Annotated in this window: 28 protein-coding genes; 15 read left to right on the forward strand and 13 right to left on the reverse strand. The window is 62.6% G+C overall.

The annotated features are described in order from the left end of the window. The first annotated feature begins 48 nt into the window (after nt 1-48). Together ACGYK2_RS11705 and ACGYK2_RS11710 are read left to right on the forward strand one after the other, a co-directional pair. On the forward strand, nt 49-513 hold the full coding sequence (locus tag ACGYK2_RS11705; RefSeq protein ID WP_271689301.1) for a CreA family protein: 465 nt from the start codon (nt 49-51) through the stop codon (nt 511-513). Between the two features lie 117 nt (nt 514-630). Further along, nucleotides 631-1,779 (forward strand): lytic murein transglycosylase, encoded by a 1,149-nt coding sequence (locus tag ACGYK2_RS11710; protein WP_271689300.1) that lies wholly within the window; start codon nt 631-633, stop codon nt 1,777-1,779. 190 nt (nt 1,780-1,969) lie between these two features. Here the strand turns inward: ACGYK2_RS11710 and ACGYK2_RS11715 are convergent, their stop codons facing one another. Continuing rightward, nucleotides 1,970-3,310 carry a FliI/YscN family ATPase gene (locus ACGYK2_RS11715; RefSeq protein WP_271689299.1) on the reverse strand — a complete coding sequence of 447 codons (1,341 nt, stop codon included), beginning with the start codon at nt 3,308-3,310 and terminating at the stop codon, nt 1,970-1,972. Nucleotides 3,311-3,380: 70 nt separating this feature from the next. On the opposite strand from ACGYK2_RS11715, the gene flgB reads away from it, so the two are divergent. From flgB to flhB, 8 genes are read left to right on the forward strand one after another with little or no spacing between them, the layout of a single operon-like run. Further along, nucleotides 3,381-3,785: a flagellar basal body rod protein FlgB gene (flgB, locus tag ACGYK2_RS11720; protein ID WP_271689298.1), complete on the forward strand. Its 405-nt coding sequence runs from the start codon at nt 3,381-3,383 to the stop codon at nt 3,783-3,785. A gap of 9 nt (nt 3,786-3,794) precedes the next feature. Next, the gene (gene flgC / locus ACGYK2_RS11725) at nt 3,795-4,205 is read left to right on the forward strand and encodes a flagellar basal body rod protein FlgC (protein ID WP_067261031.1); all 411 of its coding nucleotides are present in this window, start codon (nt 3,795-3,797) and stop codon (nt 4,203-4,205) included. A 12-nt stretch (nt 4,206-4,217) separates the two neighbouring features. Next, nucleotides 4,218-4,550, forward strand: a complete 333-nt coding sequence (locus tag ACGYK2_RS11730; protein ID WP_271689297.1) for a flagellar hook-basal body complex protein FliE — start codon at nt 4,218-4,220, stop codon at nt 4,548-4,550. Nucleotides 4,551-4,553: 3 nt separating this feature from the next. Continuing rightward, nucleotides 4,554-4,823, forward strand: coding sequence for a flagellar biosynthesis protein FliQ (gene fliQ / locus ACGYK2_RS11735; protein WP_067630399.1), 270 nt, complete (start codon nt 4,554-4,556; stop codon nt 4,821-4,823). Next, a complete protein-coding gene (locus ACGYK2_RS11740; RefSeq protein ID WP_271689296.1) occupies nt 4,820-5,653 on the forward strand; it encodes a lytic transglycosylase domain-containing protein in 834 nt (277 codons plus the stop codon). The genes fliQ and ACGYK2_RS11740 overlap by 4 nt, the downstream gene beginning before the upstream one ends. Then, nucleotides 5,650-7,734 (forward strand): flagellar biosynthesis protein FlhA, encoded by a 2,085-nt coding sequence (flhA, locus tag ACGYK2_RS11745; RefSeq protein WP_271689295.1) that lies wholly within the window; start codon nt 5,650-5,652, stop codon nt 7,732-7,734. The genes ACGYK2_RS11740 and flhA overlap by 4 nt, the downstream gene beginning before the upstream one ends. Nucleotides 7,735-7,736: 2 nt before the next feature. Next, on the forward strand, nt 7,737-8,492 hold the full coding sequence (locus tag ACGYK2_RS11750; RefSeq protein ID WP_168613101.1) for a flagellar biosynthetic protein FliR: 756 nt from the start codon (nt 7,737-7,739) through the stop codon (nt 8,490-8,492). Nucleotides 8,493-8,495: 3 nt separating this feature from the next. Continuing rightward, nucleotides 8,496-9,614, forward strand: coding sequence for a flagellar biosynthesis protein FlhB (gene flhB, locus ACGYK2_RS11755; protein WP_271689294.1), 1,119 nt, complete (start codon nt 8,496-8,498; stop codon nt 9,612-9,614). A 7-nt stretch (nt 9,615-9,621) separates the two neighbouring features. Here the strand turns inward: flhB and ACGYK2_RS11760 are convergent, their stop codons facing one another. Genes ACGYK2_RS11760 through fliL form a run of 4 tightly spaced genes read right to left on the reverse strand, consistent with a single transcriptional unit; the run spans nt 9,622 to nt 12,107 of the window. Next, complete coding sequence (locus ACGYK2_RS11760; RefSeq protein WP_271689293.1) at nt 9,622-10,251, reverse strand: MotE family protein; 630 nt, start codon at nt 10,249-10,251, stop codon at nt 9,622-9,624. Then, nucleotides 10,248-10,649 carry a flagellar motor switch protein gene (locus ACGYK2_RS11765; protein WP_271689292.1) on the reverse strand — a complete coding sequence of 134 codons (402 nt, stop codon included), beginning with the start codon at nt 10,647-10,649 and terminating at the stop codon, nt 10,248-10,250. The genes ACGYK2_RS11760 and ACGYK2_RS11765 overlap by 4 nt, the downstream gene beginning before the upstream one ends. Continuing rightward, nucleotides 10,630-11,577: a flagellar motor switch protein FliM gene (locus ACGYK2_RS11770; RefSeq protein ID WP_271689291.1), complete on the reverse strand. Its 948-nt coding sequence runs from the start codon at nt 11,575-11,577 to the stop codon at nt 10,630-10,632. The genes ACGYK2_RS11765 and ACGYK2_RS11770 overlap by 20 nt, the downstream gene beginning before the upstream one ends. After that, nucleotides 11,574-12,107: a flagellar basal body-associated protein FliL gene (gene fliL / locus ACGYK2_RS11775; protein ID WP_271689290.1), complete on the reverse strand. Its 534-nt coding sequence runs from the start codon at nt 12,105-12,107 to the stop codon at nt 11,574-11,576. Before fliL ends, ACGYK2_RS11770 begins: the two co-directional genes overlap by 4 nt. A gap of 182 nt (nt 12,108-12,289) precedes the next feature. Here fliL and fliF point away from each other — a divergent pair, with 182 nt between their 5' ends. Genes fliF through ACGYK2_RS11800 form a run of 5 tightly spaced genes read left to right on the forward strand, consistent with a single transcriptional unit; the run spans nt 12,290 to nt 16,983 of the window. Beyond that, complete coding sequence (fliF, locus tag ACGYK2_RS11780) at nt 12,290-13,993, forward strand: flagellar basal-body MS-ring/collar protein FliF (protein ID WP_271689289.1); 1,704 nt, start codon at nt 12,290-12,292, stop codon at nt 13,991-13,993. Then, nucleotides 13,990-14,652 (forward strand): FliH/SctL family protein, encoded by a 663-nt coding sequence (locus tag ACGYK2_RS11785; RefSeq protein ID WP_271689288.1) that lies wholly within the window; start codon nt 13,990-13,992, stop codon nt 14,650-14,652. Before fliF ends, ACGYK2_RS11785 begins: the two co-directional genes overlap by 4 nt. Continuing rightward, nucleotides 14,639-15,088: a FliM/FliN family flagellar motor switch protein gene (locus ACGYK2_RS11790; RefSeq protein ID WP_271689287.1), complete on the forward strand. Its 450-nt coding sequence runs from the start codon at nt 14,639-14,641 to the stop codon at nt 15,086-15,088. The genes ACGYK2_RS11785 and ACGYK2_RS11790 overlap by 14 nt, the downstream gene beginning before the upstream one ends. Then, nucleotides 15,075-15,911 carry a flagellar type III secretion system pore protein FliP gene (gene fliP, locus ACGYK2_RS11795; RefSeq protein WP_271689286.1) on the forward strand — a complete coding sequence of 279 codons (837 nt, stop codon included), beginning with the start codon at nt 15,075-15,077 and terminating at the stop codon, nt 15,909-15,911. Before ACGYK2_RS11790 ends, fliP begins: the two co-directional genes overlap by 14 nt. 22 nt (nt 15,912-15,933) lie before the next feature. Then, nucleotides 15,934-16,983 carry a flagellar motor switch protein FliG gene (locus tag ACGYK2_RS11800; RefSeq protein ID WP_271689285.1) on the forward strand — a complete coding sequence of 350 codons (1,050 nt, stop codon included), beginning with the start codon at nt 15,934-15,936 and terminating at the stop codon, nt 16,981-16,983. Between the two features lie 6 nt (nt 16,984-16,989). On the opposite strand, the gene ACGYK2_RS11805 is transcribed toward ACGYK2_RS11800, so the two are convergent. The 8 genes from ACGYK2_RS11805 to ACGYK2_RS11840 form a co-directional block, all read right to left on the reverse strand. Next, the gene (locus ACGYK2_RS11805) at nt 16,990-17,823 is read right to left on the reverse strand and encodes a DUF1217 domain-containing protein (protein ID WP_271689284.1); all 834 of its coding nucleotides are present in this window, start codon (nt 17,821-17,823) and stop codon (nt 16,990-16,992) included. Next, nucleotides 17,820-18,245: a flagellar biosynthesis repressor FlbT gene (locus ACGYK2_RS11810; RefSeq protein ID WP_209217505.1), complete on the reverse strand. Its 426-nt coding sequence runs from the start codon at nt 18,243-18,245 to the stop codon at nt 17,820-17,822. Before ACGYK2_RS11810 ends, ACGYK2_RS11805 begins: the two co-directional genes overlap by 4 nt. 1 nt (nt 18,246) lies before the next feature. After that, nucleotides 18,247-18,651: a flagellar biosynthesis regulator FlaF gene (flaF, locus tag ACGYK2_RS11815; RefSeq protein WP_271689283.1), complete on the reverse strand. Its 405-nt coding sequence runs from the start codon at nt 18,649-18,651 to the stop codon at nt 18,247-18,249. A 105-nt stretch (nt 18,652-18,756) separates the two neighbouring features. Then, nucleotides 18,757-19,713, reverse strand: coding sequence for a flagellin (locus tag ACGYK2_RS11820; protein ID WP_271689282.1), 957 nt, complete (start codon nt 19,711-19,713; stop codon nt 18,757-18,759). 107 nt (nt 19,714-19,820) lie between these two features. Then, a complete protein-coding gene (locus tag ACGYK2_RS11825) occupies nt 19,821-20,198 on the reverse strand; it encodes a hypothetical protein (protein ID WP_209217508.1) in 378 nt (125 codons plus the stop codon). After that, complete coding sequence (locus tag ACGYK2_RS11830; RefSeq protein ID WP_271689281.1) at nt 20,195-20,497, reverse strand: rod-binding protein; 303 nt, start codon at nt 20,495-20,497, stop codon at nt 20,195-20,197. Before ACGYK2_RS11830 ends, ACGYK2_RS11825 begins: the two co-directional genes overlap by 4 nt. 9 nt (nt 20,498-20,506) lie before the next feature. Beyond that, entirely contained in the window at nt 20,507-21,607 is a 1,101-nt protein-coding gene (locus tag ACGYK2_RS11835) for a flagellar basal body P-ring protein FlgI (protein WP_168612836.1), read from the reverse strand. A gap of 13 nt (nt 21,608-21,620) precedes the next feature. Beyond that, on the reverse strand, nt 21,621-22,682 hold the full coding sequence (locus tag ACGYK2_RS11840; RefSeq protein WP_276154923.1) for a flagellin: 1,062 nt from the start codon (nt 22,680-22,682) through the stop codon (nt 21,621-21,623). Between the last annotated feature and the right edge of the window lie 4 nt (nt 22,683-22,686).

Genomic DNA, 22,686 nt, shown 5'->3' on the forward strand with positions numbered 1-22,686 from the left:
CCGTGCGAATTTTCGGGAACCGCGCCGCCCGCTGCGCGTTTGCCTGCCATGAATAAGACATTTGCCCGCGCCGCCGCCCTCTCCGCCAGTATTTTCGCCACCACTGCCAGCGCCGAAGAGGTCGGCAAGGTGGATGTGGATTGGCTGGGCAATGACATCATTGTCGAAGCCGTGGCCGACCCCAAGGTGAAGGGCGTGACCTGCCATCTGGCCTTTTTCGAACGCGGGCTGATCGACCGGCTGCAAAAGGGCAATTGGTTCGAAGACCCGTCGAACTCTTCGATCTCCTGCCGCCAGACCGGCCCGATTGAGATTGGTGACATTGACCGTGGCGACGAAGGTGAGAATGTCTTTAGCGAGCGCCGCTCGATCATCTTCAAGACCCTGAAGGTCAAGCGTATTTTCGACGAAGAGAACAACACGCTGATCTACATCAGCCACAGTCAACGGGTGCAGGACGGTTCGGCCAAGATGTCGATGTCGACGGTGCCTTTGTACCAGCCCGGTCAGTAAAGCCAGCCGCGTCAATTTCTTAGGCAAAGCCTTGCCATAGGGGCGATCCCGCCTTGTCGGGCGACCTGCCTGCGATATGCTGTGCAAAAGGCAAGAACGCAGCGACAGGCAGGTTTTATGAGACATTCACGCAGAACATTCGCATTCGGCCTTGCCGCATTGGGGCTGACCTCGGCCTGTTCGACCGGGGGCGGCGCGCTTGGCCCCGCGGCGGCGGCGGGGGTGCCGGACGATCTGCGCCCCGTGCCCAACGCGGGCTATGACGCATGGGTCGCGGCTTTCAAAAACCGTGCCACTGCACAGGGGATTTCGGCCAGCACTTTGGCCCGCGGGTTCCGCGGCACGGGCTATTTGCCCGGCGTGGTCAAGCGGGACCGCAACCAGACGGAATTCAGCCGCAGTCTGGAAGACTACCTTGCCATCGCGGCCTCGGACGAGCGTGTTTCCAAGGGGCGCGCCGCCTTCGCACGGCACCGCAGCACCCTAAGCGCGATCGAAAACCGCTACGGCGTCGCGGCAGAGATCGTCGCGGCGGTCTGGGGGCTGGAGAGCTTCTTTGGCGAACGGCGTGGCAATGTGCCTGTCGTCTCAGCCACCTCGACATTGGCCTATGATGGTCGGCGCGGGGCGTTCTTTGAAAAGCAGTTGATCGCGGCGCTGAAGATCCTGCAAAACGGCGACATCACTGCCGACCGGCTGACCGGGTCTTGGGCCGGGGCAATGGGGCATACGCAGTTCATCCCCACCTCTTACCAAGCCTTCGCGGTGGATTTCACCGGCGACGGGCGGCGCGATATCTGGTCGGAAGACCCCAGCGATGCGCTGGCCTCCACCGCCGCATATCTGTCGCGCAACGGCTGGACGCGGGGGCTGAAATGGGGCGGTGAGTTGGGCAGTCTTCCCGCCAGCGCGGGGTCGGTGATCCAGCCGCAGGCGGGCGGGCCGCAGTTCGTGGTGACCAGCAACTTCCGCGCGTTGAAACGCTACAACAACTCCGACAGCTATGCGATTGGCGTGGGCCATCTGGCGGATCGCATCGCGGGCGGCGGGCCGCTGCGCGGCAGCTTCCCGCCCGATGCTAATGGGCTGACCAAGGACGACCGGATCGCGTTGCAGCAACGGCTGACCGCGCGGGGGTTCGATACCGATGGCGCGGATGGGGTGATCGGGCCGAACAGCCGCAAGGCGATCAGCGCCTATCAGGCCAGCGCGGGCCTGCCCGCGACGGGTGAACCTTCGGTCGAGTTGCTGCGCCGGTTGCAGTAGGCGACGTAGGTCGGCCTTTCCCACCCTCCACGCTGGGGGTGGCGGCGAGGCAATCGGGGCGAGATTTTTTTATACCACGAAGGGCAGCGCCGACCCGCGGGGTGGTGCTGAAAGCGCCGCCCCAGGGGGGCGGGTCGGCGCTGCCCGGCCTGCAGCCGGGCGACCCTAGAAGTTCAATCTGCGGTAAAGCTCAGCCCGGGCTGATGCCTGCCCGGTCGAGCATCCCTGCCACCTCGGCAAAAGAGGATTGCGGCGGGGTATGCTCGGCCTTGCGCTGGCTCAGGAAAGCCTCGCAAGGTCCGGCAAAGGCGATGGCGCGGTCAAGCTCGGGGTTGCTGCCCGCGCGGTAGGCCCCGATGCGGATCAATTCTTCCATATCCGCATGGGCCGCCAGCGCCTTATGGGCGGCGGTGAGCAGCGTATATTCCACATCACTGTGGCAATCCGGCAACGTTCGAGAGACGCTCGCCAGCAGGTCAATCGCCGGGTAGCGGCCCTTTTCGGCGATCTTGCGGTCGAGCACGATATGCCCGTCGGTGATCCCGCGCACGGCATCGGCGATGGGGTCGTTCATGTCGTCGCCATCCACCAAAACGGTGAAAATCGCGGTAATATCCCCCTTACCCACCGGCCCCGGCCCGGCGCGCTCCAGCATCTGCGGAAGCTCCGAGAAAACCGTCGGCGGATAGCCCTTGGCGGTGGGCGGTTCGCGCGAGGCGAGGCCGATTTCGCGCTGCGCCATGGCGAAGCGGGTGACGCTGTCCATCAAGAGGAGCACATGTTGGCCCTGATCGCGGAAATGTTCGGCCACGGCCATGGCGGTCCAAGCGGCTTGGCGGCGGGTCAGCGGCGGCTCATCGCCCGTGGCGACAACAAGAACCGCCTTTTCCATCCCCTCGGGGCCGAGGTCGGTCGAGATGAAATCCTGCACCTCGCGTCCGCGTTCGCCGACCAGCGCCATGACCACCACGTCGCAGCCCGTATAGCGTGCCAGCATGGCCATGAGCGTCGATTTCCCGACGCCGGAGCCGGCGAAAATGCCCAAGCGCTGGCCCTGACAAAGCGGCGTGAAAACATCCAGCGCGCGGACATGGGTCGCGAGTTTCGGCCCGATGCGCTTGCGGTCGAAAGCGCCCGGCGGGGCGGCGCGCAGCGGGCGGGGGTCGTTGCCCTCGGGCAGATGTCCTTTCCCGTCGAGCGGGGTCGCCGAGGCGCTGATCACCCGGCCCTTCCAGCTTTCATCGGGGCGGATCACATCGCGGCCAATCGCGACCTCGACCCGGTCGCCCGCCGCCACCCCGCGCCATGAGCCGAAGGGGAGCAATTCCGTGCCGTGACTGCCCAGCCCCACCACCTCGGCATGGACCGGCCCGTCGGAGCCATGCACGATGCAGCGCTCGCCGATCCCCAAGACCCGCTCCAGCCCCACGGCGGTCAGCGTGATGCCGGTGATCGCGCGCACTTCGCCGGTGATCTCGGCCTCGCCTGCCTCGCGGGCGAAACTGGTCAGCTCGGAAAAGAGTGTCTGCATGGATAAATTTCCTCTAGGAGCGCGGGGCAATATTTACTATACAAGGATTAAACAGGCTATAGGCAAAAAAATGAACTTGTCTAATCTTTCTATTCTTGGACTTGCGTCGGACCGGATGCAGTGGCTCTCGGCCCGGCAGAAGGTCGTGTCTGAAAACGTCGCCAATGCCTCGACCCCGAACTACAAGGCGCGCGATGTATCGTCCTTTGAATCGATGCTCAGCGGCGAGTTGTCGCGCGACACCGGGCTGGTGACCACCCATGACAAACATTTCACCGGTGTCGCCCATGGCACGCCCGGCGTGCGCGAGGTGACGGACGGATACGCCAAGGGCACGACCTTGGATGGCAATACCGTGAACCTCGAAGAACAGGCCGTGAAGGCCGCCGAGATCGGCGATCACTATAGGTTGGCCGCACAGCTTTACCGCAAAAGCTATGACATGCTGACCATGGCCGTCACCGGAAACAGGTAAGGGAAGCTCATGGATCCGCTTCAGTCCATCGCCAAAATCGCCGCCAGCGGGATGACCGCGCAGACCGCGCGTTTGCGGGTGATCTCGGAAAACGTGGCCAATGCCGATTCAACGGGCACCACGCCCGGCGCCGATCCCTTTCGCCGCAAGACCATCAGTTTCTCAGAGTTGATTGACCGCAATGGCGGCGGCTCCTTGGTGGAGGTCGACCGTATCGGGCGCGACCAATCCCCCTTTCGCCGCGATTATGACCCGGCGCATCCGGCGGCGGATGAAACCGGCTATGTCAAACGCCCCAATGTCGATCCGATCATCGAGATGGCCAACATGCGCGAAGCCTCGCGCAATTATGAGGCCAATATGAACATGTTCGAGTCGGGCCGCCGGATGCGCGGTCAGATGCTCGACCTGCTGAAGTGAGGCTGACCTGAGATGAGCGATCCCGCCTCCCTGATCTCGACCGCCGCGGTTCGCGGTGCCTATCGCACCTCGCAATCGCTGACGGCGCAAAAGGGCGAAGCCATCGCCGAAGAGACAGGCGCCAGCGCCAATAGTTTCACCAATATGGTGCAGCAAGCCTCGGAAAGCGCGCTGGAAACGGTGCGTGAGGGCGAAGCCGTGGCCCAAGCCGGGCTGCGCGGTGAGGCGGATACCCAGCAGGTGGTCGAAGCCATGCTGGCGATGGAATCCACCGTCAAAGTGGCCGTCTCCGTGCGCGACCGCTTTGTCGAAGCCTATCAGGAAATTCTGCGGATGCCGATCTAGGCCATGACCGAAACCCAGACCTATGACATCATCTCTGCTACCGTCTGGGCCGTGCTTCTGGCCTCGGGTCCGGTGTTGGGGGTGGCGCTGGCGATTGGTCTGGTGATCGCGTTCTTTCAAGCGCTCACGCAGATTCAGGAAATGACGCTGACCTTCGTGCCCAAGATCGTGATGATCTTTGTCACCCTGCTGGCGGCGACGCCGTTTATGTATGCCACGCTGAAGAACCTGTCGGATACAGTCTTTGACCTCGTGCAGAACGGTGGGCTGTGAGAGCGCTTTGGCATATGGCCCGCGCGGCGCTGCTGGGGGCGGTGCTTGCCACCCCTGCACTCGCCCAAGGCTGGGGGTCATTCTACGAGCCATCGCAGAAAAATGCGGTAACCAAAACTGCGCGGACGCTGGCCGCCAAGGGCGGGCCCGAAGGCGTCTGCATCCGCGAGATCCTCGCCGCCCAAACCCGGCATGGCATCCCCGACAATCTGCTGCTGGCCATCGGCCTGCAAGAGGCGGGCACCCGCCGCAACGGGCATTTCACCGTCTGGCCCTATGCGGTCAACGCCGCGGGCGAAGGGCGGCTGTTCGACAGCCGCACTGCCGCGCTGGATTGGATTGCAGAGCGTCAGGCAAGCGGCATCCGCTCGATCGACGTGGGCTGTATGCAGATCAACATGCGCTGGCACCCGGATGCTTTTGACAGCCCCGCCCAAGGGTTCGATCCGCGGGTGAATGTGGATTACGCGGCGCGCTTCCTTAAGCGCTTGCATCGGCGCACGGGCAGTTGGCTGCAGGCGGCGGGCTCGTATCATTCCTTTGAGCCGGAATACCGCGATACCTACCTCGACCGGCTGCAAAAGAACATTTCCGCCGCCAATGCGCGGCTGCCGGAGTTTCAGGCGCTGGCCAGTGCCAGCCCTGCCCCCGCCCGCCCGCGCAAAGCGGCGCGGCGCGATGCGGGCAGCTATGATCGTTTGGCGGCCAAGGCCACATGGGGCGCGCAGATCGGCGGGGCGGCGAACGCGCGGCGTTCGCTCTACTCGGCCCATGAGATGCAGCCGGTCCTGCCGCAGTTCACCACCGTCCGGGCGGAGGATGCGGGATGAGCACGAAACCCAATACCCTCCTGCCGCAACTGAGCATGTTTGGCGCCAATAAGGACGTGAGCTTTGCCGTCGGCATGGCGCTGGTGCTGGCGGTGCTGTTCCTGCCGCTGCCGCCGATCCTGTTGGATTTCGGGCTGGCGCTGTCGCTCTCGCTCTCGGTGCTGATCTTCATGGTGGCGCTTTGGATTCCGTCACCCTTGCAGTTCAACTCTTTCCCGACGCTGCTGCTCGTCACCACCATGCTGCGGCTGTCGCTGAACGTGGCCTCAACCCGGCTGATCCTCAGCGAAGGCCATGCAGGGATGCATGCGGCGGGGGATGTGATCCAAGGGTTCTCCAAGTTCATCGTGGCGGGGAATTTCGTTATCGGCGTGGTGATCTTTGCCATTCTCGTGATCATCAACTTCGTCGTGATTACGAAGGGCTCGACCCGTATCGCCGAGGTTGCCGCGCGGTTCTCGCTGGATGCGATGCCGGGCAAGCAGATGGCGATCGACGCCGATATGGGCGCGGGGCTGATCGACGAAGACGAGGCCCGCCGCCGCCGCAAGGAGCTTGAGGACGAAAGCGCTTTCTTCGGCGCGATGGACGGTGCCTCGAAATTCGTGCGCGGCGATGCGGTGGCGGGGCTGATCATCACGCTGATCAATGTGATCGGCGGCATCCTCATCGGCGTCGTTCAGCGCGGCATGGGCGTGGGCGATGCCTTCAACGTCTTCACTTCGCTGACCATCGGGGACGGGCTGGTGAGCCAAATTCCGGCGCTTGTCGTCTCGCTCGCCGCCGGTCTGATCGTGACCAAGGGCGGCACGCGAGGGGCCGCCAATGAGGCGGTGTTCGATCAGCTTTCGAACTTCCCCAAGGCGCTTTACATGGCCGCTCTGCTGCTCTTTGGCATCGGTCTTTTGCCCGGCTTTCCGCTGCTGGTCTTTGCCCTTCTGGCCGCGGCCATGGTGGGCTTGGGCGTGGTCATCCAGCGCGGCGCGGCCGAGGCGGCTGAGGCCAAGGCGAAGGCCGATGCCGAGGCGCAGAAAAAGCAGGAGATGCCGGAGGTCGACAACAATCCGATGCATCTGGACGAGCTGCGGCTGGTGCTGGGCGAAGGGCTGGTGGCGCTGGCCAACCGCCCCGATGCGGCACTGCCGAGCAAGATCAAATCCCTGCGCAAACATTTCGCCGAGGAATTCGGCTTTCCCATGCCCTCGGTGCGGATCAAGGATGACGTGAGCCTGCCGATCAACAGCTACGCCTTCCAAATCCACGGCGTCGACGCAGCCAAGGGTGACATCCGCGCCAACCAGATGATGGTGATCAACCCCGAAGGCGCGCCGCTGCAACTGCCGGGTGAGGCCACGCGCGAGCCGACGTTCGGGCTCGATGCGCTTTGGGTCGACAGCAAGGTCGCCGATCAGGCCGAGGCACAGGGCTATACGGTGGTGGACCCGGAAAGCGTGATCACCACCCATCTGACCGAAGTCGTCAAAGAGAACATGTCGGAACTGCTGACCTATGGTGCAGCGAAGGAGGCGATCGAGGGGTTGGACCGGAACTATCAAAAGCTGGTCAACGACCTGCCTGTCCCCTCCCCCGCCATTCTGGTGCAGCAAGTCTTGCAGGAACTGCTGCTTGAACGCGTCTCGATCCGCAATCTGCCGCTGATCGTCGAGGCGATGGCCGAGGCGACGCGCCAGACTTCCAAGCCCGCGCTGGTGCTGGAGAACGTGCGCCGCCGCCTGTCGAGCCAGATTTGCCAAGGGCTGGCCGATGGGCAGGGCTTCGTGCCGGTCATCACCCTGTCGCCCTCATGGGAGGCGGAGTTCATCGAAGCGGTCAAGATCGTGGGCGAGGACCGCACCTTTGTCATGTCGCCCAAACGGGTGCAGGAATTCGTGCTGCAAGCGCGCCAGCAGATCCAGCGCTTCGCCTCGGAAGACAGTTGGCCCGCGCTGATGGTCAACCCCGAGGCGCGGTCCTATGTGCGCTCCATGCTGGAGCGGGTCAGCCCGATGACGCCGGTGATCTCCAACGCCGAAATTCATCGCAAGGTATCCCTGCGGACCGTCGCCACCATCGGGGGCTAGGGATGGACCTTTCGGCCCTCCTGACCGACGCCCTGATGGGGTATTTCGTCGTTTTCGCCCGAATCGGCAGCGCGCTTGTGTTCATGCCGGGGTTCGGGGAGACCTCGGTGCCGATGCGGCATCGGTTGTTCTTTGGCCTGATCCTGAGCGCCGCGCTCTATCCCGTGACCGGCCTCGGCCCGGTGGCCGAGGATCGCCCCGCCGCGCTGCTGTTGATCTTTGGCTCTGAGATCACCGTGGGGCTTTGGATTGGACTGGTGGCGCGCACGCTGCTTTCGGCGCTGCAATTTGCGGGCTATCAGATGGCGTTGATGTCGGGGCTGGCGAACGCTTTGGCCCCGAACATTGGCGCTTTCGAGGGGGCGACCTCTATGGCGGCGATGCTATTGATCGGGGCCACGGCGCTGATATTCATCACCGACCTGCACCACCTGATCATTGAATCGCTGTTGATGTCCTATCAGGTTTTCGTGCCCGGCACCTTCATGTTGGCCGATCTGACCGATCAGTTTGCCCGCGCGACGCAAGTGAGCCTCTACCTCGGCCTGTCCATCGCGGCGCCCTTCTATGTGGCGGGTCTCGTGCTGAACGTCGGGATGGGTCTGGCCAACCGCATGATGGCGAGCCTTCAGGTCTTCTTTATCGCCCAGCCCCTGCTGATCGCCGCCGGGCTGGCCTTGATGGTGCTGGCGGTTCCGACCATGATGCGCGGGTTTCTTGAGCCTTTCGCGAATTGGCTCACCACCTACGGATTCTAGCCCATGTCGGAAGAGGACAAGAGCAGTAAGACCGAAGAGCCGACGGAGAAAAAGCTCCGAGACGCGCGCAAGAAAGGCGACGTGCCGCAATCGCGCGAGACCGGCACCGCGATGCTGGTCTTTGCCCTGCTGATGATCCTGATCTTCGTGCTGCCCGCCTCGATCGACGGGATCGTGGCGGCGCTGCAAAGCCCCCTTTTGGGGGCCGGCGTCACCGCCATCGGCACCGGCGGCACTGGTGTTGCAGAAGCGGGCCAAGTGTTGAAATCGCTCGGCTTTACGCTGGGGCTGGCGATGATGCCGGTGGTGGGGATCATGGTGCTGGCAGCCCTTTTCGGCGTGTTAATCCAAGGCGAGACCGTCGTCTCGGCCGAGCGGATCAAACCGAAGTTTTCCAAGCTGAACCCGCTGTCGGGGTTCAAACGGCTGTTCTCGGCCGAGGCTTTCGTGGAGTTTGCCAAGAATACGGCCAAGGTGCTGGTGATCGGTTTCATCACCGTATGGGCCGTGCGCGACATCGCGCAGTCACTGGGCCAGACGCAGGCTTTCATCCCCGAGACGCTGCTGCAAGCGACCCTGCAAAAGGTGCGCTGGATTTTTCTGGTCACCACCGTGCTTCTGGTGCCCATCGCCATCGCCGACATCATCTGGAAGCGGGCGCAGTGGAAAAAGAAACAGATGATGAGCCTCAAGGAGATCCGCGACGAGCATAAAGACAGCGAGGGTGACCCGCAGATCAAGGGCCGCCGCGCCGAATTGCGCCGCGCCCGTGCCCGCCAGCGCATCGCGCAGGCCATCCCCAATGCCAGCGTGATCCTGACCAACCCGACCCATTACGCCGTGGCGCTGAAATATGAACAGGGCGTCGATGACGTGCCGGTCTGCGTGGCCAAAGGGGCCGATGTCATGGCCCAACGCATCCGCGAGTTGGCCAAGGAACACGACATTCCGATGATCGAGAACCGCCCGTTGGCCCGCGCCCTCCACGCGGCGGTGGAGGTCGACGACCGCATCCCGATGGAGCATTGGCAGGCCGTGGCCGAGATCATCGGCTTTGTCATGGACCTGCGCCGCAATGTGCGCCGCAAGCCCCCTGCCGGGTCGTCAATCCGCGAGGAGTGATGCGCGCTCAGCGCAGGCGCAGCCCTTCAAGGTTGCGGTCGGCGGGCAGTTTGGAGCGTTCCAGCAGGATTTTCGTGATCAACCGCGCCCGGACAAGGCTGAACGAACCCATGATCTGCGCCGCGTCCCGTTCGGGCATGGCACCGATGACCTGCACGGCGGTCTCCACGTCGATCTCATCCATGATGCCCGCCGCGACCTGCGGCTTCATGTTGCGGTAAAGTTCGACCAGTTTGGTCATGTCCTGATTGTTCGCCTCTTCGATCACCTTGAGCTGCGCGCCGATCTCGTCGCGCAGACTGGCGAGGCGGGTCTGTTCGGCCTTGAGGCTCTGTTCGGCCAGCGCAAGCTTGGCTTCGCGGTCGGCAATCGTGTCGCGCTGCTCTTTCAGCAGGGCCCGCTCTTCGGCGATGGCTTCGGCAATCAGATGGCTTGGCTCGCACATGCCGCTCTCGCCCGGGCCGCTGGCATCATAGCTGGGCGGCGCGGGGGCGGCGGCAAGCTCAACAGGGACCGGGGGCGTGTCATCGGGGGTTTCGGCGATGGCCATCATCGGCATGAACTCAACCGTGAGTTTGAGCACACCAGCCACGCCAAGGCCAAAAAGCGCGATCTTGGGCAGGGAAATACGGCTCATTCCTTACGCTCCTTGGTGATGTCGAAAAAGGTGCGGACCAGTTCGGATTTGCCCTGTACCGCTGCTTGACCCCGGACCTGCGCACGGCCCTTGAGCCGCGCGGCGCGCATCTGGGCCGGGCTTTGCCCTGTGGGGGCGGGTTCAGCCGCGGCTGCGCGGGGTGGCGTCGCCTCGCGCTGCACTGGCGGCTCGGGGCGCTGTACCTTGGTGCTAAGGTCACGCAGGTCTTCGACCGATTTCGCCGATTGATCGACCGCGTTAGAAAAGGCCCCGACCATCGGCTCCATCTCTTTCAGGGTCGCCATCAAGGCGCGAACGCGGCGGTCGAGGATAAAGGCATAGACCAGCGTGCCGACCAGCAGCACGATGATGAGGATATCAATCAAGGCCGGCATCATCGTCGCTGTCCTCCTGATTTTCCTTAGGGAGCAAGGATTGGATCACCCGCAGCGCCAAAGCGCCGTTGCTGCGCTGGCCAAAGGCCGCTTGGAACATCGGCTGGGCATTCACCATGCCGACCACGGGGGTATCGACGGTCATGCCCAGATCGATCACCTGACCGGGCTTCCATTCCAGCACCTCATGCAGCGGGATCGTCACCTGCTGCAGCACGCCGGTAATGGTGACGGTGGTGCTGGAGATCTGGCTGTTCATATCCTTGCGCGCATTGCTGTCGGTCGGCGAACGCCCGCCAAGGAAGGGCTGCGCAAGCTGGGCGCTGACCTCATCCAGCGTGCCATAGGGCAAGACCAGCGCCATATGGCCGCTGCGGTCTTCGAATTGCATATGCAAGCGGACCAGCACCGTCGCCGTACGCGGCGCGGCCAGCATGACCGACCGGGGGTTGGACTCCAGCGACTGGATGTCGAATTGCACGGGGCTGACATCGGTCAAACATTGCGCCAGACCTTTGAGCGACAGTTCCGCCAGCCTGCGGCCCAGTTTCTGCTCGATCGCGGTCAACCCGCGCGGTTTCCATTGCTGGCTGGTGGCGCGCCGGCCACCCAGCATGATCTCAAGGACCGAAAACAGGAGGTCAGGCTCGACCACACAGGCGATCTGGCTGCCCCAGCTTTCCGCATTGGCAATGGCGATGAGCGAGGGCGACTGGATGCTCTCCATCGCGTCCTCATAGGGCATGTATTCGAGCGAGCTCAGCTCGATCTCGGGGGCGACGGTGCAATAGGATTTGAGGTCGGGCACCAGCGCCAACAGCAGACGGTCGATGATGATCTCAAGCGTGGGCAGGCGCTGGAAGCTTTCGCGCGCCTGACGGATCATCGTCTCTTCGAGGCTCAGCGCATCGGGGGAGGCCGCTATCGTCATTGCACCACCATATCGGCAATCAGGATTTCATGCGGCGCGTCGGTGTGCCCCACCGCCCGCGCCCGGCGCAGCAGTTCGGTCTTTAGCATCGCCAGCCCATAGCTGCCCGACAGATCGCTGACATGCAACTGGCGCAGGAAGTCTTGGAAGCTGTCGCGCAGGTAAATCTCACGCGCAATCAGCCGGTCCGCGCCCTCGGCGGTTTCGTCATAGACCATCAGCATGTTGAGCTTGAGAAAGCGGCTGGTCTGCCCGCCCTGCGGGCCGGTGTCGGTGACGTTCACGATGATCTCAGGAAAAGGCATGACCGGCATTTTGACTTCGGTCTTGGGCTTTGCGCCGTGGCCGTCTTCGCCGCCCTTCTCGCCGTGATCGTTCTCAGCCGTCTCCACGGTCTCTTCGGCGGTTTCCTCCCCCCCCAGCCCGGCCATTTCAAGCAACCCCGCAGGCCCGATGGCCAGCGTGACCCCACCCAGACCCGCAAGAAGGCAGAGCAAGACGACAGCAAGGATAGCGAGAGGCTTTTTCATTCTTTCACTCTTAATCGGATCCCGCGCGAAGCGCCACATGCAAGAACAAATACATCTTCAAACAAGCTTTATTGCAACAGAAACCTGTTTATTTTTCGGATCGGCCAAGTATAAATCGATATATGCTTGCATAGTGAGGGCCGAGTGGAGAATGCTCGGACCATACAACCGAGTGAGGGGCCGTGAATCAGATCGTTGAAAACCTTAAGGATTTGGGTCCAAAGCGGCTGGCTCTTCTCGGTGGCATCGGTCTGGCGATCACCGCGGCCATCTTCATCGGCGCGCGGACCATCCTCGCCCCCACCTATGTCCCGGTCTACAGCCAGTTGAGCCCCGGCACCGCCTCGCAGATGATGCAGACGCTGGAACAGGCGGGGCTGACGGTCGATCTGTCGCGCAACGGCGATACCATCTCGGTCGCCGAGACCGACATCGCCCGCGCCCGCATGGCGCTGGCCGATGCGGGGCTGCCCGGCGAAGGCGTCCCGGGGTGGGAGATTTTCGACAATATGTCCGGCATGGGGATGAACTCCTTCATGCAAAAGGTGAACCGCCTGCGCGCGCTGGAAGGTGAGCTGGCCCGGTCGATCCAGACGATCAGCGGCATCAAGGCCGCGCGGGTGCATCTGGTGCTGCCCGAACGCGCCGCCTTTTCGCGCAGCCGGGCCGAGGCCAGCGGTTCGGTCATCGTGCGGTCGCAGGCCAATACCAGCATGACCCGCCGTCAGGCGCAGGCGATCCAAGCGCTAGTGGCCTCCGCCGTGGCGGACTTGGAAGCGCAGAACGTGACCGTCCTGTCGGCCTCCGGCGAGACGATCCTGGCCAAGGACGAAGGCGGCAGCTCAGACTTCTCGCTGCAAGGGCAGCGCAGCATGATCGAAGAGCAACTGGCACAAAAGGTTGAATCGATCCTCAACGCCCGGGTTGGGCCGGGCAATGCCCGCGTGCGGGTCAGCGTCGATCTGACGACCGAACGCGAAGTCCGCGTCTCGCGCAGCTTCGATCCCGCCCAGCAGGTCGCCCGGTCGATTGAGACCCGCGTGCGCAACTCCAATGAAACCGATCCGGCGGCGGCCACGGTGGATGTGGCCAACAACATCCCCGATGAGCTGCGCGACGATGCGGGCGGCGGCGCGGGCCAATCCACCCGCTCTGAGAATGACGAGATCATCAACTACGAGATCGGCTCGGTTCAGAGCGAATTGGTGCGCGAGCCGGGCGATATTGAGCGTATCTCGGTCGCGGTGCTGGTCAACGGCAGCTATGGCACCCTGCCCGATGGCTCCGAAGGCTATATCGAGCGCAGCCCCGAGGAGATGGCGCGCCTGACACAGCTGGTCAGCACGGCCATCGGCTTTGATCAGGCCCGGGGCGATCAGGTGCAGGTCGACAGTCTGCAATTCCTCGATTTCGATTCCGAGTTCAGCAACCCCGCCAGCCGTGGCTTGGGTGCGGTGCTCGCGGACAACGCCATGACCATCCTGCGCTCGCTCTTTGCCTTGGCGCTGGTGGCAATCATCATGGTGCTGGGCGCCCGCCCGTTGCGCATGGTGCTGGATGCCACCCTGCCACAGCCCGCACTGGCTGGTGCCGGGGCCGACGCGGCGCTGCTGGACGGCCCCGAGGAAGACAACGCGCCCAAGGCGCTGACCGGCGGCACCCAGAAAGAGACGCCGCAAAACCGCCTGCCCACCCCGGCGGGGGCACAGACCGGTGCGGTGCTTGGCCCGATGGATGAAATGCCCCGCGACATGGTGCATCTCGCCTCGGTCGAGGGGGCGGTTCAGCACAGCCAATTGCGCGCCGTGGCCGAACTGGCTGAGGACAACACCGATGACGCCCTGCGCGTTCTGGGCGAATGGCTGTCGGAAGGGGATGATCTGTGATCACGAGCCTCAAGCTTCAGAACTTCGACGAAGACGGCAAGAGCAAGCCGCAAGACCCGGCGCTGCCCACCCCCGAAGAGATCGAAGCGAAGATCAAGAAGGCCCATAAACAGGGCCATATCGAAGGCTATCTGGCCGGGGCCGATGCGGGCCGCGCCGAGATGCATCAGACCATGCAGGCCGAACATGCCGCTATGGCCGAAAAGCTCGCGCAGGAACTGGCGCGGTTGGCACAGGCGATGCAGGCCCATCAAGAAGCGCTGATGGCGCAGATCGTGGGCTTTACCCTACAAACCTGCGAGATCGTCCTGCCTGAGGTGATCGAACGCCTCTCGACCGCGCGGGTGAAAAAGACCGTGACCCAATCGCTGAAAATGGCCATCGGGTCGAGCCATATCAAAGTGCGCCTGTCGCCCGCCACGCTGGATCAGATCGGCCCCGAGCTGCGGCAACGGGCGGTCTATTACAAATGCGACAGCGTGCTGGACCTGCGGGCCGATCCCGAACTGCCCGATGGCGATGCGCGCATGGAATGGGACCACGGCAACCTTGATTACGGGTTCAAAAAGATTTGCGACCGCCTGCTCGCCGAATTGCGCGACACCCATGCGCGGGCGCTGAAAGCACAAAAGGAGAAGGACGGAAATGGACAAGCCTGACCTGCAATCCCCCCGAGACGACAACAACGCCGCAGACGGCAAAACGCCTGACGCCACGCCAGAGCAACCGCGCGCCGATGCCTTTGGCAACGCCGCCAGCGCGGGCGGCGATGATGCGGGCGTCTTCCCGCAGCTCGACACCGAAGACTCGCGCAACGCGCTGGCCCCCCGCCCCGAGGCGGGCGGCGCGGGCATCAACGCGATGCTGAACGTCGGCCTCGATGTGCAGATCGTGCTGGGCCAGGCCCGTATGCCGATTTCGCGCCTGCTGGAACTCACCCGAGGCTCTATCGTGGAGTTGAACCGCAAGATCGGCGCACCGGTGGACCTTATGGTCTCTGACCGTCTGGTGGCGCGCGGTGATCTCGTGAAGGTCGGTGAAGACCGGCTTGGCGTGTCCCTGACACAGATCGTCAAGGACTATGTCCCTGACTGACCGCCCCTCTCTGCGCAGCCATGCGTCGGGCCGGATGGGCCTTGCCCTGCTGGTGCTTCTCGCCAGCGGCGGCATGGCCGTGGCCCAAGATGGCGGATTTCTCAGCACGCTTTCGGATGTGATTGGCGACACCGCGCCGGGCAGTGATGAGAACGCCAACCTCTCAGGTCGGATCGTCCAGTTCATCGCGCTGGTCACCGTGCTCAGCATCGCGCCGGGGCTTTTGGTGGTGATGACCAGCTTCACCCGCTTTGTCATTGTCCTGTCGATGCTGCGCTCGGCCCTTGGGCTGAACCAGACCCCGCCCAATATCGTGCTGACCTCGCTGGCGCTCTTCATGACCTTCTTCGTCATGCAGCCGGTGTTCGAGGACGCCTATGAGGCCGGGGTCGAGCCGCTGTTGGAAAACGCCATCGCCGAGGAACAGGCGCTGGAGCGGATCGCCGCGCCCTTCAAGACCTTCATGTACGTCAACACGCGGCCCGAAGACTACGCCCTGTTCCTGCGCATCGCGCCCGCGGATGAAGAGGCAGAAGAAAGCCCCCTGCCCGCCTCGGCGGAAGAGGCCACCTTCCGCCATCTCGTTCCGGCCTTCATGATCTCGGAACTGCGCCGCGCCTTTACCATCGGTTTTCTGATCTACCTGCCCTTCGTCGCCATCGACCTTATCGTCGCCTCGGTCTTGATGAGCGCGGGGATGATGATGCTGCCCCCGGTACTCATCTCCTTGCCGTTCAAGGTGATCTTCTTTGTGCTGATCGACGGTTGGTACATGCTGGCGGGATCGCTGATTGAAAGCTATGTGCCGCTTGCCGGTGGCTGACCTGCACTGAAAGGATCTCTTCATGTCGACCAATGCCCTTTCCAAATCCCGCAGAAAGCCCATCACGGTGGAGGATCTGAACGGTCCGACCAAAGCCGCCATCACCTTTCTCTGCCTTGGCGAGCAGACCGGATCGGAACTCATGCAAAAGCTCGGCACCGCCGAGATCGAGCGTATCACCAGCGCCATGAGCCGCCTTGGCCCGATCCCGGCAGAGGTGGTGGAACATGTGCTCAAAGAGTTCACCCAAAAGGTCGTCAGCGGCACCGGTTCGGTCGTGGGGTCGCTGTCGACGGCGGAATCCATGCTGCGCAAATTCATGCCCGATGAGCAGGTGACCAGCATCATGGAGGGGCTCAAGAACAGCGAGCGCGAAAGCGCCATGTGGCGCGGCTTTGGCGCGCTGGATGAGACGGTGATCGCCAATTACCTCAAGGGCGAGCATGACCAGACCGCCGCGGCGATCCTCAACAACGTCGACACCGGCGTGGCCGCCAAGGTGCTGCCGCTGCTGGGCCCTGAACGGATGCAGGACATTGCCGAGCGCATGATCGCGATGGAGGCCGTACCGCTGCATATGATGCAGCAGATCGAAGAGACGCTGAAACAGGATATCCTGTCGAATGCGATGCATACCAATTCGGTCGAGACGCATCAGCGCATGGCGGATCTATTCAACCAGTTGGATGTGCAGGCCTTTGAGGAGCTTTCCGGCGCGCTGGACGCGCGTATTCCGGACGCTTTCCAAGCCATCAAACAGCGCATGTTCGTCTTTGACGACCTGTTCAAACTGCCGATGCAGGACTTGGCGCAGGTGATGCGCGGGCTGGACGGGTCGACCCTGCCGATGGCGATGCGCGGCGCCAAGAAAGAGCAGCGCGATCACCTGATGGAATGCCTGCCGCAACGCTCGCGTCAGATGCTGATGGACGAGATGGCCGCCACCGGCCCAGTCCGGGGCCGGGACGTCCGCGCGGCACAGGCCGCCATGGTGGAATATGCCAAGAGCCTTGCCGATCAAGGCGTGATCGAACTGCCCTCGGCAGCCGATGACGACGAATTCATCGAATAAAGGGGGTCAGCGGTAGACGCTCGACGCGCTATAGCCGCCGGTGATCGTGGGGATGTCGATGGTGGCAGCCGTAAAGCTGCCGCCCTGCCCGATCGAGACAGCCCCCTGCATCAGCGAAAGCACCGTGCTCGACGACGAAGAGACACCTTCGACCGCATCGTAAATCGCCGAGAACCGCGAGACGAGTTTGTCGACCTCCGCCGGGTCTTGCAGCTTTTCGATGTCGAACTTCTGCTCGAAAAGTGCGATCTGACGGTCGAGATCGACTTGGATCGCCTCATCCGGCACACCAAGGGCGCGGCGCATGAATTTGCCGAGGTCTTCGTCCTTCAACACGTCGAGCCATGAGTCGATCTCAGCGGCTTTGGCTTTGAACTCCAAGGCGATCCGCGCGCCTTCGTTGTCCTCTCCGGCCTCGTTCAGCACGAAACGTTCCTTGAAACGGTCGATCATCTCGGCCTGCCAATCGACCTTATCGAGGTTTTCGCTGCTCCCCCCTCCGGGCGTGAAGCCCAAAGTCAGATACATGTCGCGAATTTTGGGGTCGCTGAGGCGGTTCACCAGTGCGGAACTGTCGGTGATATCGCTTTCCAGCGTCTTGCGGATCATCGCCTTGCCAAAGATCTGATCTTCAAGGTCGAAGGCCCGCATGACGAAAGTATAGACTTCCGTATCGGCAATCAGTTCCTGCGGGGAAGAGATGCTGCCGATACGCTCTTCAAAGGCTTCGATCTGCCGGGCGTTCAGGGCGTTGCTGGCGGCAAGGTCGAGTTGTTTGTCGCGCGTTGCGTCAAACAGTTTGACCGCCACCTGCGTGCCCATGCCGCCCAGCGAAATCATGCGTGCGCGGCCTCATGGTTTGCCGCGGGCGGCACCGGGCGCAGCTGCATGAGCTCGGTCTCGTATTTGAGCACCGCGCGCAGCTCGCTCATCGCTTTGTAGAAATCGGCCATGGAGACGAAATTCGCCGCTTCCATGATCCGGGCGCGCATGTCCGCGCCAAAGCAACAGGCCAGATCGGCCAAGCCCTGCTGGATCATCGGCAGGATTTGATCGCGTGTATCGGGACGGATCAGCGCGGTTTGCACAAGGAAATAGACCTTGGAGACCGGCGTGGATTCCGCATCCGGCTTCAACAGATCGGACTCGCGCACGATGTCGGCGCGGTTCTCGACCGTCAGCGCCTGACGGCGGTCGCCGTTGCGGATGACGCAGCCGTTCACGACCACACGTTCGCGGGGGCGAAGAGTGAGTTTCAGCATCTTACACCTCCTGCATCTGCGGCGCGGCCTGCCCGGCCAAACCGGCGGCGATATTGCCGTTGATCTCGACGAGACCCGCCAAGCGGCCTTCGCCGGCCATCAGCGCGGTGCTATGACGGTCCACCCAAAGCGCGATGGAAATGAGCGAGGCTTTCAACCCGTCGGGCATTTTGTTTTCCGGCTCGGACAGGTCAAAGCGCAGGGCCGACCAGAACCGTTGATTTTCGTAGATCGCGTCGCGCAGACCGGAGGCGAGGATGTGCAACCGCTCGCTCTTATCGTCTGTCGCATCAAAGCCCTGACCCTTTTCGGCAAGGTCATGTGTGACGCGGCTGAGGATGCGGCGCTCGATCTGCCGCGGGGTTTCGCTTTCGCGAATTGTTCGTTTGTATGCTGCCAGCCCCATAGGAATTCTTCCTTGTTTTTATCGTTTGCTGCCTGCCAACCGCAAATTCTGAGGCGGTTGGATCGGGGCCAGAGCACTAGGTCCCGGCCCCGAAAACCCTAATCCTTAACGGAACAGGCTCAGGATGTTCTGCGGCGCCTGGTTGGCGATCGACAGGGACTGCGATGCCAGCTGCTGCTGAACCTGAAGCGCCTGAAGACGGGCGGCTTCTTCTTCCATGTTGGCGTCAACCATCGCGCCAACACCGGTGTCGAGGTTGTCGGTCAGCTTGGTCAGGAACTCTTGCTGGTTTTCGATGGATTTCTGACCAACGCCAAGAGTGGTCGAAGCTTCAATAGCTTCCCCCAAAAGGTCTTCGGCCGCGGTCAAAGAGTTCTTGAGATAGTCCTGACCGGCAATTTCGGCTGCTGCAGGAGTGGCGGCACCCGCCACGGCGGCATCATAACCGGTTTTGAAAGCATCCGCGACTGCTTTGAAATCGGTGTAGGTCCGCTTTAGGTCTACACCGCTGACGTCCATTGTTGTTGCTGCTACACCGGTGGCGTTACGGGTAATCCCGGTGACAACACTAAGGGAACGAGCCTGTTCGGTGGTGGTAGCCGCAGCAGAAATCGAGCCGTCACCTGCTACAGTTGTCCCAGTTGCGACGGTATTGCCCGAGCCGATCAGATCATCGCCGTTAAAAGTTGCTTGGCTGATGGAAGCGTCCATCTGCTTAACAATTTCATCAAGCTCATTCTTGACGTCTTCGATGCTGCCGCCGCCTTGAGCGAAGGCAACACGCTCCGAAAACTGGCGCGCGAGGTCCTTAAAGCTATCAGCTCCGACGTTGGCTGTCGCCAAAGAATTTTTGGTCAACGTCAAGCTTTCGTTGATCGATTTGGTCATACCGCTATCGCCCTTCATCGTTTCCGAGATGGCAAAATAAGCGGCGTTGTCGCCAGCGTTCGAAACTTTCAGACCGGTCGAGATACGGTCTTGGGTCTGATTCAGGCTCGAATTGACGCTCCGCAGAGTCGACAGAGCGTTCATTGCGGATGTGTTTGTGTTGATCGAAGACATGTTCTTATTCCAGACTATTCTAGTTCGTTATGTCGTCTTTCTGACAACTGCGGGGCGAACCCGCTTGATTACGTTTTTACGCGAAAAACTGGCAACATTGAGGCAATTCAGAAACTTTTGTCCACGGTTGTCATCAGTGTTGCGCGGTTGTCACGTTTCGCACCGCTTCGGCCGTAAATGCCTGCAATGCTGTGCTTTTCCCGGATTTGGGAAACCTGTGAGATCATCTCAGACGTGGCTTGGCGGGCCAATTGCAGGTGGTGATGATCGCGCGCGATCAGATCTTTCAGATCGCGCAATTTATCTTTGCTGACCGCCTCGGGATCATGGCTGAGTTGCTCTTCCAGCACGGCGGTGAGTCGGGCCTTTTCGCTGGCGAATTCGACCAATTGGTTGAACGCCCCGCCCTCCACCGCGGCGATTTCGCGGCGCAGCAGATTGCCCAAGGCATCCACGGCGGCGAGTGCTTTGCGCGGATCGCTCATCGGTCGGCCCCCGTTTGATAGCGCTGCATGGCGGTTTCAATTGTACGGGCGATTCCGGTGCTGTTCTGCTCGGCGATGCTTTCGCCAATCGCGTTGGACAGAAAGCTGCGCCAAGTCTCTTCGGCATGCCCCCCGCCGAAGCTGCCGACGTCCACGGTCGAGAGCATTTCATCGACCATCTGGCCGAGGAACATCGCCTCGAACTCCTGCGCTTTTTCGGCGGTGACGGCATCGGCCTGCGGTGCTGCCGGTTTGGCCGCCGGGGTCGGCGCGGGGATTGGGAAAGATGCGAATTCCATGGCCTGCCCCTAGATGATCTCAAGGTCGGCATGCAGAGCGCCCGCCGCCTTGATGGCTTGAAGGATTGAAATCGTCTCGGTCGCGCCGACGCCGATGGCGTTCAGCCCGTCGACGAGCCGTTGCAGGCTGACCGACCCGTCGATGACGGCGAATTTCGCGTCTTTCTCTTCGACGCCGACCGAAGAATTCGGCACCACCACGGTGGTCCCGCCGATGGACAAAGATTCGGGCTGGCTCACGTTGAAATCATCGCGGACGGTGACGGTCAGCCCGCCTTGGCTGACCGCGACACGGTCGATGCGAACATTGGCCCCGATGACGATGGTGCCGGAGCGCGCGTCGATCACCACTTTGGCGACTTGATCAGGCTGAACTTGCAGCGGTTCGATCAGGGCCATCGTCTCCATCAACGATCCTTTGCCGTAAGCCGACACGGTGATGGTGCGCGAGTCGATGGCCTTGGCAACCGGGCCCATGGCTTGGTTGATCGCCGCCTCGACCCGCTGTGCGGTGACGAAATCGGCGTTGCGCAGGGCCAGTTTGATGCTGTTCATCTCGCTAAAGTCGAAATCGACCTCACGCTCGACGATGGCGCCATTGTCGATCCGCGCGCCTGTCGGCACCCCTTCGACGATGGAGGCGTTCAGCCCCTGCGCCGCGAAGCCGGCGACGGCGATCGGGCCTTGGGCCACGGCGTAGATCTCGCCATCCGCGGCGGTCAGCGGTGTGACGATCAGCGTGCCGCCGCGCAGCGATGAGGCATCGCCCAGTGAGGACACGACCACGTCGATGGTGCTGCCCGCGCGGGCGAAGGGCGGCAGGGAGGCGGTCACCATGACGGCGGCGGTATTGGCCGTGCGCATCTGATCTTCGGTCAGGTTGCCGATGCCGAGCCGCTCTAGCATGCCTTCGATGGCGCGTTCGGTGAAAGGCGCGTTGCGCAGACTGTCGCCCGTGCCGTTGAGCCCCACGACCAGCCCGTAGCCGACCAATTGGTTCGACCGCACGCCCTCGACGGTGACGATATCCTTGATCCGCACCTGTGCTGCCGCCGGCGCGGCAAGCGCGAAGGTGAGGCCGATCAGCAAGAGTTTAAACAAGGCGTTCATGGGGCGGTTCCGGTTAGAGGTAGTTCAGGAAGGACAGGCGCGAGAGGCGCGCGGTGACGGCAAAGCTGGAGTCGAGTTGGTTCTGCAATTGGGTCAGACGGGTGGCCGCGTCATATTGGTCGACCCCTTCGAGGTTCATCACCTCCCCATCCAGAAACAGCGCCCGGCTTTCTTGCGCCGCGATCGTATCGGCAAGTTGTGCGCGTTTCAGGCCAGTCTGGGTTTCCAGATCGGTCAGCCCTTCCAGCCCCGCCCCGATGGCGCTGCGCGCCTCGGTTAGCCACGCATCGCGGGCGGCCTCATCGGGGATGTCGCTGGGGTTCACCGCGCTCAGCATCGCCAACCCACGGACCAGATCGCGGATTGCCGGATCATTGGCTTGGGCGGTTTGGGTCAGGGTCTGGGTCTCGGAGGTGCGCGAGGTCAGCGGCGGATTGCCCGACGGCGCGCCGTTGTAAAAACTGTTCTCGAAATTGTGGTTGAAGAACACCGAACTGTCGCCGAAGCCTGCCTTGAGATCGTCGATGGCGCGCTGCACATCGGCCACATCGGTCAGAGGACCGCCGATCATGTGATCCACCGCGATGGCCGGGGATTCGCCGGTGCGCGGGTTGATCTCATCCCAAGCTTGCAGCGGGTTGGTGTCGCTGCGGGTGCCCGACATCAGGAAACCGGAACTGTCGCTGACCGCCGCACGCTCCAACACCCGGTCAAGCGCCGTGCGTGCCGCCTGCGACAGGTAGGTCGTCGAAAGCCCGCCCGCGCTGTCGGCGGTGAAGGCTTGCTCAAGCACCTCTTGGCCCACGTCACGCATGGCCCCGAGCGAGGTTTCCACGGCGAGGAAACGGCGGTCCAAAAGCGCATTGGAGGTCAGGAAACCATCGTTGCGGGTGATCTGCATGCGAATGGCGATGGCATCGGCAGAGCGGTGGCCCAGATCGTCATAGGGGTTGGCCTTCAGCCCGGTCGTCACCTCTTTCGACACGTCCGAGATCTCGGCGGCGAGGCGGCTGGTCTGTTCGCGCTGGCGCAGGCTTTGCAAAGCAGTGGAGACGGTGCGGGAAATCTCGGTCATCCTA

This window comes from Sulfitobacter sp. 1A10359 (assembly GCF_043558145.1).
Taxonomy (GTDB): Bacteria; Pseudomonadota; Alphaproteobacteria; order Rhodobacterales; family Rhodobacteraceae; genus Sulfitobacter; species Sulfitobacter faviae.